Here is a 10,993-nt window from a genome sequence, read left to right on the forward strand (position 1 = left end):
CGCCGTTCACCTTCTCTGAGGGGTCCGCCCTCGGACCATACTGTCTGTCATGACGGTGCACGGTGAGGTCGAGACCACCTACGAGGCCGACCTGGACCTGGACCTGCCGACGGTGTTGGAGGATGCGGTCGGCGCGGTGGACGCCGTGGCCCGCATCGGTGAGCCCGGCCACCTCAGCCTCGACGCCACCTACTACGACACCGACGCCCTGGATCTGGCCGCGACCGGGATCACCCTTCGCCGGCGCAGCGGCGGCGAGGACGCGGGATGGCACCTGAAGGTCCCTCACCGCGAGGACGAGAAGGTCGAGAAGCAGGTGCCGCTGTCGGCCGCGCGCCACCGGGTGCCGGCCGCGTTGCGTCGTCTGGTGTGGGCCCGCACCCTGGGCGAGGACTTGGCTCCGGTGGTGCGCATCGAGACCGAGCGGACGACCTACGACCTCACCGACTCCCGCGGTGCCTCGGTCGCGGAGGTGGCCGACGACCGGGTCCGCGCCACCCGGCTGGACGACCACGACGACGTCGAGGCGGTCCTGGTCTGGCGCGAGGTCGAGGCCGAGCTCACCGACGCCGGCCCCGAGGTGTTGCAGGAGCTGGATCGGAGCCTCACCGCGCACGGTCTGCAGCGCGCGCACGGCGCGGCGCGCTCCAAGGTGCTGCGCGTGCTCGGCGATGGGGTGCCCTCGCCGTCCGTGGCGCCGAGCTCGACCGCCGCCGCCGCGGCCGAGGTCGTGCTGCACCACCTCCACGAGCAGATCGAACAGCTGCGCACCTACGACCCCCTGGTCCGCCTGGACCGCCCGGACAGCGTGCACCGGATGCGGGTCGCCGCCCGGCGCCTGCGCAGTGCGCTGAAGACCTTCGGCCCGCTGCTGCCGGCGGAGCAGAGCGAGTCGCTGCGCGCGGATCTGAAGTGGCTGGGCGAGCATCTCGCCCCGGCTCGCGACGCCGAGGTGATGCTCGAGCGCATGGAGCGCGTGGCCGAGCAGGAAGGCGATGACACACCGGGCGGACAGCTCGCGCGGGATGTCGCCCGTCGGTTGCACGAGCGCTATCGCATCCACCACGAGGACGTGGTGGGGAGCCTCGACTCGGAGCGGTATCAGGCCTTGGTGCGCCAGCTGGTCGAGCTGACCGACGCCGCCGCTACGACACCCGCCGGACGACTCCCGGCCGCAGACGTGCTGCCGGCTCGCGTGCGGCGTGCTTTCCGCTCGCTGCGGCGCTCGGTCGCGACGGCCGCGCCAGGGGAAGACGGAGCAGATCCCGGCGCGCACGATGCCGACCTGCACGCTGCCGACCTGCACGAGGTCCGTAAGAAGGCCAAGCGTGCCCGCTACGCGGCGGAGGCCCTCAGCCCCTCCTTCGGCGAGCCGGCCGTGCGGCTGGCTCAGGCGATGGAGCAGGTGCAGGCCGACCTCGGCGAGCACCAGGACACCGTGGTGCTGCGCACGTGGCTGCACGAGCAAGCTCAGGAGGCCAGCCCCGCGTCGGCGTTCGCCCTGGGCCGCTGGTACGCCGCCGAGGAGCAACGCGGCCGCGAGGCCGAGGAGCGGTTCACCCGGTCATGGAGGGCTGCGCGGAAGAAGAAGCTGCGCCGCTGGCTGTCCTAGGTACGTGGCAAGGCGCCGGCTCTTCGTCCGTGGCTGACGTATCACGTCGGCGTCGGCGCCCTCTCATCGGTCACGACCACCGAGGAGAGATCTCATGTCCATCATCGTTCAGCAGCCCCAGCCGTACGACCTGGTCAGTGATGTCATCCAGGTCAGCGGCATCGCCGGTGGAGCGTTCGAAGCGCACTTCCAGTACGAGGTCACAGAGGGGCACGACTCGGTCACCGGCTTCTTCACCGCCGGCGATGGCGCTGGCGGGCATGACCAGTTCCAGATCCAGGTCGATGTCTCGGGGGCTGGGTTCACGCTGCCCCGGCTCTTCCTCCACGTCTTCCATGTGCCGCCCACCGAGAACCCCGTGCGCACCGACGAGGTCATCGTGCCGGTGTTGCACGGCAACCAGATCATGGCCGACTACAGGGTGTACGACGAGTACGTCGTGAGGTCAGGGGACACCCTCTGGTCCATCGCGCAAGACCGGCTCGGTGCGGGCGCGCAGTACCCGCAGCTCGTCGCGGCCAATGCCCACACCATCGTCGACCCTGACGCGATCTCGGTCGGCCAGCTCATCCGCATACCCCGCGCTGTGTGAGGGAGGCCGGCGGGCACTCAGAGTCATCTCATCCAGGCGTGGTTCACTGGTGGAGCGACTGAACGAGGAGGCCCGACATGCTCGCAGCTCTCACCGGCACCGGGCTGTCGGCCGCGGCTGGCCTCAACGCCTACATCCCGTTCCTCATCGTCGCGCTCACCGCACGCTTCACCGACGTGCTCGCCCTGCCCTCCCAGTTCGCCTGGATCGAGTCGGACTGGGCGATCGGCGCGGCGGCGGTCCTGCTGTTCAGCGAGGTCGTGCTCGACAAGATCGCCATCGTCGACCACCTCAACGACGCCATCGGCACCTTCATCCGCCCGGCCACGGGGGGGCTGATCTTCGCCGCCACCCAGGCTGCCCAGGACCTGGAAGAGGGATCGTCGTTCATGCAGGACAACCCCTGGGTCGGCGTGGTCGCCGGCGTGGTGACCGCGGGGATCATGCACAGCGGCAAGGCACTGACCCGGCCGTTCGTCAACGGCACCACGATGGGTATGGGGGCGCCGGTGGTCTCCGCCGCCGAGGACGGGGCGTCGCTCGGCCTGAGCCTGATCGCGATCTTCCTGCCGATCCTGGTGATCTTCGCGCTCGTCGCAGTGTTCTGGCTGCTGTTCGCCATGTGGCGTCGTTCGCGGCGGAAACAGAAGTACCGCGACACCGCGATGGCCGCCGCGGGCTACTATTCCTAGAGCAAAGACGCACAGGGGGGTTCATGGTCACGAACGAGCAGATCATCCACGGGGCGAAGAGCGCGACCGGTGACGACGACATCATGGTGGCGGGGGTATTCCTGCCGCGCGGCTTCGTGGGCCGCTCCATGATCGGCTCCACCATCGGCGGCATCCTGGGAGACTCCGTCGGCGGAGCCGTGGGGCAGGCCATCGGGTCGACCGCCGGGAGTATCGGCGGCATGGCGTCCGCCTCAGACGGCGAGGGGGTCCGGCTCATCGTGGCGGTCAGCCCCACCCACGTCTACGTGCTGCACCCGAACGGGCTCGGTGGGCTGAGGCACGAGGACTTCGAGCTCATCTACGCCTTCGCCAGGTCCACCCTTGACGTGCAGGTCAAGGCACGGGTCAGCATCCGCATTCTCGTGCTCGAAGACCGTGAGCACGACCAGCGCATCGAGCTCGAGGGCTCGCGGTCCTGGTTGAGGCATGCGAACGGCGTCATCCACGCCTTGGTCATCGACGGTCACGACGACATACCGCCCCAAGGCGTCACCGCAGAGGAGCACGCCGGCACCAGGCTCTAGGGCTTCGGTCGGCACCTGGAGCACCTCAGGGCCGGGGTCGGGTCACGACGGCCTCGTAGAGCCGGCGCGAGGACAACCCCGTCTGGCCGGCGACCTCGCGGCACACGTCCTTGAGCCGTTCTCCGTCCTCGACGCGCTGCCGGATCGCGTCGCTCACGGCCTCCAGGTCAGGCTCATGGTCCTCAGACGGTGCACCGGCGACCACGACGGTGATCTCGCCACGCACCTCGCTCTGCGCCCACTCGGCAAGCTCGGCCAGCCCGCCCCGCTTGACCTCCTCGTAGGTCTTGGTGAGCTCGCGGCACACGGCCGCCGGCCGGTCGGCCTCGAACCAGCGCGCGAGCGAGGTCAGCATCGCCCCCAGCCGGTGCGGCGCCTCGAAGAACACCATCGTGCGCCGCTCCGTGACGAGCTCGGCCAAGGCACGGTCGCGAGGGCCGGCCTTCCGTGGCAGGAACCCCTCGAAGCAGAACCGGTCCACCGGCAGCCCGGAGACCGCAAGTGCCATGAGCACGGCGCTGGGGCCCGGCACGCACGTGACGGCGATGTCGTGCCGCACCGCCTCGGCCACCAGGCGGTAGCCGGGGTCGGAGACCGACGGCATCCCGGCGTCGGTCACCATCAGAACGCGCTCTCCGGACTGGATCAGCCCGATCAGCTCCTCGGTGCGCGCCCGTTCGTTGTGTTCGTGGTAGCTCATGAGGCGACCTTGCGGGGTGACGCCGAGGCGGTCACAGAGGCGACGCAGCCGCCGGGTGTCCTCCGCGGCGACCACGCCGGCGGTGGAGATCTCCTGTAGCAGCCGGGGCGAGGCGTCCTGGGCGTCCCCGATCGGAGTGGCCGCCAGCACGACGCAGCCCGTCACCGCCGGTCAGTCACTCGAGCGCAGGGCGGCCCGCTGGCGGTCGCGGTTCAGCTGGGAGATGACGTTCAGCGGGATGCCCTTGGGGCAGGCGACCGAGCAGGCGCCGAGGTTGGTGCACCCACCGAAGCCTTCGGCGTCGTGCTGCTCGGTCATGGCGACCACGCGGGCGTGGCGCTCGGGCTGCCCCTGGGGAAGCTCCCCCAGATGCGTGACCTTCGCGCCCACGAAGAGCATGCCGGAGGCGTTGGGGCAGGCGGCCACGCACGCGCCGCAGCCGATGCACTCGGCTCCCATGAACGCGCGGTCGGCGTTGTCCTTGGGCACCAGGGTCGCGTGGGCGTCCGGCGCCGCGCCGGTGTTGGCGGAGATAAAGCCCCCCGCCTGCATGATGCGGTCGAAGGAGCTGCGATCCACGACGAGATCCTTGAGCACGGGGAAGCCCTCCGAGCGCCACGGCTCGATGACGATCTCGTCACCGTCGGAGAACGAGCGCATATGCAGCTGACAGGTCGTGGTCACCTCCGGGCCGTGCGCCTCACCGTTGATGACCACGCCGCAGGAACCGCAGATTCCCTCCCGGCAGTCGTGCTCGAAGGCGATCGGCTCCTCACCCTCGGCGATCAGCTGCTCGTTGAGGACGTCCAGCATCTCCAGGAAGGACATGTCGTCCGACACCTCGTCGAGGGTGTAGTCGACCATCGCGCCGTCGGCATCGCGTTTCGGCTGACGCCAGATCTTGAGGCTGATCTTCACTTGTAGCTCCGTTGCTTCATCTCGACGAACTCGTACTCGAGGTTCTCCTTGTGCAGCACCGGCGGCCCGTCCGGGTTGTTCTCCCACGCGGCGACGTAGGCGAACTCGTCGTCCTTACGCACCGCCTCCCCGTCCTCGGACTGCGACTCGACCCGGAAGTGACCCCCACACGACTCGTTGCGGTGCAGCGCGTCGATGCACATCAGCTCCCCCAGCTCGAGGAAGTCCGCCACTCGGCCGGCCTTCTCCAGCGACTGGTTGATCGTGTCAGCCTCGCCGAGCACCCGCACGTTGCGCCAGAAGTCCTGGCGCAGCTCCCGGATCTCGGCGATCGCCTCGGTCAGCCCTTCCTCTGAGCGCTCCATCCCGCACTTGTCCCACATGATCTTGCCGAGGGCCTTGTGATAGGTGTCCACGCTCGTGGTGCCGTTGATGGTCAGGAAGTGATCGATGCGCTCGCGCACGGCCTGCTCCGCCTCGACCACCGCCGGGTCGTTCTTCTCGATCTTCTTGTAGGGCCCGTCGGCGAGGTAGTCGCGGATCGTGTTCGGCAGCACGAAGTAGCCGTCGGCCAGGCCCTGCATCAGCGCTGAGGCACCGAGCCGGTTGGCCCCGTGGTCGGAGAAGTTGGCCTCACCGGCCACGAAGAGCCCCGGGATGCTGGACTGCAGGTCGTAGTCCACCCACAGCCCGCCCATCGTGTAGTGCACGGCGGGGTAGATGCGCATCGGCACCTCGTACGGGTTGTCCCCGGTGATGCGCTGGTAGATGTCGAAGAGGTTGCCGTACTTCGCCTCCACGGCGGAGCGGCCGAGTCTGTCGATGGCGTCGGCGAAGTCGAGGTAGACCCCGAGCCCGCCCGGGCCGACCCCGCGACCCTCGTCGCACACGTTCTTGGCGGCCCGGGAGGCGATGTCCCGCGGGACCAGGTTGCCGAACGCGGGGTAGATGCGCTCGAGGTAGTAGTCGCGCTGGTCCTCGTCGAGGTCGCGCGCGTCCTTGTCGCAGTCCTCGGCCTTCTTCGGCACCCAGATGCGCCCGTCGTTGCGCAACGACTCACTCATCAGGGTCAGCTTCGACTGGTAGTCCCCCGAGACCGGGATGCAGGTGGGGTGGATCTGGGTGTAGCACGGGTTGGCGAAGTGGGCGCCCTTGCGGTGCGCCCGCCAGGTGGCGGTGACGTTGCAGCCCATGGCGTTGGTGGACAGGTAGAACACGTTGCCGTACCCGCCGGTGGCCAGCACCACGCTGTCAGCGAGGTGCGTCTCGATCTCACCGGTGACCATGTCGCGGGCGATGATGCCGCGTGCGACCCCCTCGACCACGACGAGCTCGAGCATCTCGTGGCGCGTGTACATCTCCACCGAGCCGGCAGCGATCTGGCGCTCCAGGGCTTGGTAGGCCCCGATCAGCAGCTGCTGCCCGGTCTGACCTCGAGCGTAGAACGTGCGCGAGACCTGCACCCCACCGAAGGAGCGGTTGTCGAGCATCCCGCCGTACTCGCGCGCGAACGGCACCCCCTGGGCCACACACTGGTCGATGATGTCCGCGCTGACCTCGGCCAAGCGGTAGACGTTGGACTCCCGGGAGCGGTAGTCCCCGCCCTTGACTGTGTCGTAGAAGAGGCGGTAGATCGAGTCGCCGTCGCCCTTGTAGTTCTTGGCTGCGTTGATGCCGCCCTGAGCCGCAATGGAGTGCGCCCGGCGGGGGCTGTCCTGGTAGCAGAAGTTCTTCACGTGGTAGCCGGCCTCGCCCAGGGTCGCGCCGGCCGAGGCGCCCGCCAGCCCCGTGCCCACGATGATCACCGACAGCTTGCGCCGGTTGGCCGGGTTGACCAGCTTGGCCTCGAACTTGCGCTTCGACCACCGCTCCCCGATCGGCCCGTGCGGCGCGGCGCCGTCGCCGATCGGGTCGCCGAGGTCGAAGAAGTCGCTGTCGGTGCGCGGCTCCTCGGTCTCGGTGAGGGTAGCCTCGACGCGGCGCTGCTGCTCGACGATGTCAGTCATCGTGTCCTCTCCGGCTCGTGCGGCACGTGCCCTGTCAAGGAACCAGCCCCACGAGGATGGCCCAGGGTGGGGTCAGGAAGCCGACGACGGTCACGGCGGCGACCGCCACGGCCGCGATCCGGAGCCGCTCGGCGGCCGCCAGGCTCGTGTTGAGCCCCAAGGTCATGCCTGCCGCCCAGATCCCGTGCCACAGGTGCATCCCCAGGGCCAGGACGGCAGCGGTGTAGATGAGCACCGCCCACCACACCTCGAAGCTGGAGACCAGGCGTCCGGCGGGGTCGGCGAAGTCGCCGTTGATCTGGATGGTGTTGGTGGTGAAGTGCAGGATGTGGAACACCACGAACAGCAGCAGGGCCACCCCGCCCCAGCGCATCGCCCGCGAGATCCACACCTGGCGCATCGCAGTACGCACGGCATACCGCGTCTGGCGGGCTCCGGAGGCGCGCGACCACAGCGCGAAGGCGGCGTAGGCGTGCAGGGCCAGGCTCACCAGCAGCACGACGCGCAGCACCCACAGCACGCCGGAGTGCGGGATGGTGGGGCTGCCGAGCTCGCGCAGGTGCTCGGCGTACTCGTTGAAGGTGTCCTCGCCGCCGAAGATCATCAGGTTGCCGTACATGTGGGCGAGGATGAACCCGACGAAGATGAGCCCGGTGAGGGCCATCGTGGTCTTCAACAGAATGCTGCTGGTCTTGGCCGACCGTTCCGTTGAGATCGTCGATGTCACCACCTCTTCAGAGTACAGCCCACCCTGATCGCCGCGGCAGGGTAGCCACACGTTGCCACTGCCTACGATGGCCAACGTGACGAGCCTCACGGCGCCGCCACCTCGTGCAGCGTCGGGCCGCGAGGGCGCCTCCTCACTGCGCGAACGGCTGCTCGGCGCCTCGCCGTCGCCAACTCAGGCTCGGTGGGCGTGGCTGGGCGTCCTGCTGGCCACCGTCGCGGGCGGGGCCCTGCGCTTCTTCCGTCTCGGCCACCCGCATCAGCTGGTCTTCGACGAGACCTACTACGTCAAGCAGGGCTGGTCGCTGATCCGCTTCGGCTACGAGCGCGACATCCGTGAGGGCCTGGAGAAGCCGGACGAGCTGTTCACCGCGGGCGACGCGGACGTGTTCGGCACCACCCCGGACCTGGTGGTCCATCCCCCGGTCGGTAAGTGGATGCTCGGCGTCGGGGAAGCGCTGGTCGGCGTGGACTCCTCGTTCGGATGGCGTCTTGCCGCCGCGGTGGTCGGGACGCTGTCCATCCTGCTGCTGGGGCGCATCGTCTGGCACCTGTGGCACAACGCTCTGCTGGCCACCGCGGGGGCGACCCTGCTGGCGGTCGACGGGCACCACTTCGTGCACTCGCGCACCGGGCTGCTGGACGTGTTCCTCATGTTCTGGGTGCTGGTGGCCTTCTGGTGCCTCGTCCGCGACCGTGAGGACGGACGCCGGCGACTGGCCGACCGTGTCAGCGCCCTGACGTCCACCGAGTCCGCAAGCCCCTTCGCGTGGGGCCCTCGCCTCGGGATGCGGTGGTGGCGCCTCGCCGCCGGGGTCAGCCTGGGCCTGGCCGTCGGCACCAAGTGGTCGGGGCTGTTCTTCCTGGCGGTGTTCGGGTTGATGACCGTCTGGTGGGACGTCGGCGCCCGGCGCGCGGCGGGGGCACGCCGCTGGTTCAGCGCCGGGGTCGTCCGTGACGGCATCCCGGCGTTCCTGCTGACCGTCCCGGTGGCGGCGGTGACCTACCTGGGCACCTGGGGCGGCTGGTTGCTCACCGACGGGGGCTACAAGCGCCAGTGGGCCGCCGACCACCCTGCGGCCGGGGCGGCCCGTCTCGTCCCCGACGCCCTGCGCTCGCTGTGGAGCTACCACCGCGAGATCTGGAGCTTCCACGTCGACCTGCAGAACGAGCACGCCTGGTCCTCCAACCCCTGGTCGTGGACGGTGCAGGGGCGCCCGACCCTGTTCTTCTCCGAGTGGCCCGAGCGCGGCCAGGACGGGTGTGAGGCAGCCGAGTGCGTCAGCTACATCGCCTCGCTGGGCAACCTGTTCGTGTGGTGGGGGGCGACGGCCGGGCTCCTGGTGGTGCTGTTCCTGTGGGTGTTCGGCCGCGACTGGCGCGCCGGGGCCGCGCTGTCCGGGATCGCGGCGGGCTGGCTGCCGTGGTTCCTGTACCAGTCGCGCACCATCTACTCCTTCTACGCGGTGGCGTTCGTGCCCTGGCTGGTGCTGGTCGTCGTCGCCTGCATGGCCCTCGTGCTCGGCGGTGAGCGAGCCTCACCACGGCGCCGCCGCATCGGGGCGGTCATCGTGGTCGGCTACACCACGGCGGCGGTGGCGCTGTTCGTGTGGTTCTACCCGGTGTACACCGCGCAGGTCATCCCCCGTGAGGAATGGGAGATGCGTCTGTGGTTCGACTTCTGGACCTGACCCCCTCGTCGAGGAACTCGCCCACCGCCTCCGGCGTCGTGCTCGCGGCCAGGGCCACCGCGTCATCCAGCGGGATGTCACGGATGCTCACCGACTCCGAGCCGGCAGCCGTGGTGGCGACCAGAGTGGCCAGACGCACCCGGCGCTGGAAGAACGACTGCTGGATCACCCACCCGATGACGCCGGCTCGCTCCAGGACCTCGCGGCTGCGTCCGAGCGCGCCGTGCCGGCTCACCACGCAGGCCTGGGTCTGCCCGTGCCCCAGGGTGCGGTACTCCATCTCGGCCAGCGGCAACGAGCCGGCGAGCCACACGGCGAACACCAGCAGCGGCACCCACCAGGGCCAGTCGAACCACCACGTGGGGACGATGATGCCGACGGTCGGGACGAGGGTGGCCCAGAAGCCGCGGATGTAGCACCGCCGCCGGGCTGCGGGGCCGTGGCGGCGTAGCGAGATGGTCAGGGCACCCTGCTCCTCCAGCACCTCGTGCCCGACACGCACCGCGACCGCCCGCGGACAGGGCGGGAGCACCTTGGTCTGGCCGCCGTCGCCCACGCCGGTGGAGAGGGTGAACAGCTCCGCGCCCTTGACCAAGCGCAGCAGCGCGGGCTCGGTCATCGAGACGCCACGGATCTTGGCCTCTTCGACGCTGGTCGAGTTCGTGGTCAGCAGCCCGCGCTTCAGCCGCAGGGTGCCCTCACCCATGCGGGTCAGGCGCAGGTTCCACCACGAGATGATGTAGGTCAGCGTGGACAGCAGGAGCCACCCGATCAGAACGGCGACCGCCGTCAGGAGCGCCAGTATGAGCAGGGCCTGCCCGGTGAACCAGTCATACAGCTCCTGCGCCGAGGATGCCTGCACCGTGACGTCGATCTCGCCCATGAACTGTCCGGCCACAGCCCCGATACCGGCGACGACGACGAGGCTGGCCAGGCTGAACGGGGCGTACCGCAGCCAGGACCAGTCGATCCGGGCGAGCTCGACGTCGGGTGCGTCCGCGTCGTCCACGGGCGCCGTCCCGGCTTGGCGAGAGGAGCCTGCCTGCTCCCCCGCGGTCGATGTGCTGTCGGACGAGGAGCCGGCGTCGGAGAGCTGGCGCTTGCGGGCCATGAGGTAGTCGTAGAGCTGGCCCGCCTGGTCGACCGACAGGGCGTCGAGGTCGATCTTCGTCGAGTCGACCCCGGTGCCGATGGATACCTTCGACAGCCGCAGCACGCGGTGCATGAGCTTGGACTCCAGGTCGACGCTGCGCACCCGGCCCAAGGGAGCGGTGAGCAGCTTGCGGTTCAGCAAACCCCGGCGCACCTGGATCTGGGTCTCGGTCAGCCGGTAGTAGGTGGTCAGCCAAGGGATGACGCCGAGCGCCCCGGCGACCGCGGCGATGACGACGAAGGTCTCGGGCCCGAGCATGAAGCTGCCGGAGTCGTCCCGGCCGAACCCGAAGAAGGCGATGGCCAGCGGCACGAGGAGCTGGCCCAGCGTGCGGACC

The 10,993-nt window shown here is 69.5% G+C and carries 10 protein-coding genes; 5 read left to right on the plus strand and 5 right to left on the minus strand.

The window, feature by feature from the left end:
• The first annotated feature begins 49 nt into the window (after positions 1–49).
• From VJ976_RS10935 to VJ976_RS10950, 4 genes are all read left to right on the plus strand, one after another.
• The gene (locus tag VJ976_RS10935; RefSeq protein ID WP_324100252.1) at positions 50–1,612 is read left to right on the plus strand and encodes a CYTH and CHAD domain-containing protein; all 1,563 of its coding nucleotides are present in this window, start codon (positions 50–52) and stop codon (positions 1,610–1,612) included.
• A 94-nt stretch (positions 1,613–1,706) separates the two neighbouring features.
• Entirely contained in the window at positions 1,707–2,204 is a 498-nt protein-coding gene (locus VJ976_RS10940) for a LysM peptidoglycan-binding domain-containing protein (RefSeq protein WP_324100253.1), read from the plus strand.
• Between the two features lie 77 nt (positions 2,205–2,281).
• Positions 2,282–2,896, plus strand: coding sequence for a DUF4126 domain-containing protein (locus tag VJ976_RS10945; RefSeq protein ID WP_324100254.1), 615 nt, complete (start codon positions 2,282–2,284; stop codon positions 2,894–2,896).
• Positions 2,897–2,919: 23 nt separating this feature from the next.
• The gene (locus VJ976_RS10950; protein ID WP_324100255.1) at positions 2,920–3,462 is read left to right on the plus strand and encodes a hypothetical protein; all 543 of its coding nucleotides are present in this window, start codon (positions 2,920–2,922) and stop codon (positions 3,460–3,462) included.
• A 25-nt stretch (positions 3,463–3,487) separates the two neighbouring features.
• On the opposite strand, the gene rsmI is transcribed toward VJ976_RS10950, so the two are convergent.
• Genes rsmI through VJ976_RS10970 form a run of 4 tightly spaced genes read right to left on the minus strand, consistent with a single transcriptional unit; the run spans position 3,488 to position 7,816 of the window.
• Positions 3,488–4,327: a 16S rRNA (cytidine(1402)-2'-O)-methyltransferase gene (gene rsmI / locus VJ976_RS10955; protein WP_324100256.1), complete on the minus strand. Its 840-nt coding sequence runs from the start codon at positions 4,325–4,327 to the stop codon at positions 3,488–3,490.
• Between the two features lie 6 nt (positions 4,328–4,333).
• On the minus strand, positions 4,334–5,080 hold the full coding sequence (locus VJ976_RS10960) for a succinate dehydrogenase/fumarate reductase iron-sulfur subunit (protein WP_324100257.1): 747 nt from the start codon (positions 5,078–5,080) through the stop codon (positions 4,334–4,336).
• Positions 5,077–7,086, minus strand: coding sequence for a fumarate reductase/succinate dehydrogenase flavoprotein subunit (locus tag VJ976_RS10965; RefSeq protein WP_324100258.1), 2,010 nt, complete (start codon positions 7,084–7,086; stop codon positions 5,077–5,079). The genes VJ976_RS10960 and VJ976_RS10965 overlap by 4 nt, the downstream gene beginning before the upstream one ends.
• Before the next feature lie 34 nt (positions 7,087–7,120).
• Entirely contained in the window at positions 7,121–7,816 is a 696-nt protein-coding gene (locus tag VJ976_RS10970) for a succinate dehydrogenase cytochrome b subunit (RefSeq protein WP_324100259.1), read from the minus strand.
• 64 nt (positions 7,817–7,880) lie between these two features.
• On the opposite strand from VJ976_RS10970, the gene VJ976_RS10975 reads away from it, so the two are divergent.
• Positions 7,881–9,503 carry a dolichyl-phosphate-mannose--protein mannosyltransferase gene (locus VJ976_RS10975; protein ID WP_414693625.1) on the plus strand — a complete coding sequence of 541 codons (1,623 nt, stop codon included), beginning with the start codon at positions 7,881–7,883 and terminating at the stop codon, positions 9,501–9,503.
• Here the strand turns inward: VJ976_RS10975 and VJ976_RS10980 are convergent.
• The coding region (locus VJ976_RS10980; protein WP_324100261.1) for a PH domain-containing protein at positions 9,451–10,993 on the minus strand (1,543 nt) is incomplete at its 5' end. The two genes, VJ976_RS10975 and VJ976_RS10980, sit on opposite strands and share 53 nt — an antisense overlap.

The sequence above is a fragment of the Ornithinimicrobium sp. genome, assembly GCF_035267225.1.
GTDB lineage: Bacteria > Actinomycetota > Actinomycetes > Actinomycetales > Dermatophilaceae > Ornithinicoccus.

Bases quoted from the DNA above. Each gene is read 5' to 3' on its own strand.
- VJ976_RS10950 (WP_324100255.1), top strand. From the start codon at position 2,920: ATGGTCACGAACGAGCAGATCATCCACGGGGCGAAGAGCGCGACCGGT.
- VJ976_RS10945 (WP_324100254.1), top strand. From the start codon at position 2,282: ATGCTCGCAGCTCTCACCGGCACCGGGCTGTCGGCCGCGGCTGGCCTC.
- VJ976_RS10935 (WP_324100252.1), top strand. From the start codon at position 50: ATGACGGTGCACGGTGAGGTCGAGACCACCTACGAGGCCGACCTGGAC.
- VJ976_RS10975 (WP_414693625.1), top strand. From the start codon at position 7,881: ATGGCCAACGTGACGAGCCTCACGGCGCCGCCACCTCGTGCAGCGTCG.
- VJ976_RS10965 (WP_324100258.1), bottom strand. From the start codon at position 7,086: ATGACTGACATCGTCGAGCAGCAGCGCCGCGTCGAGGCTACCCTCACC.
- VJ976_RS10940 (WP_324100253.1), top strand. From the start codon at position 1,707: ATGTCCATCATCGTTCAGCAGCCCCAGCCGTACGACCTGGTCAGTGAT.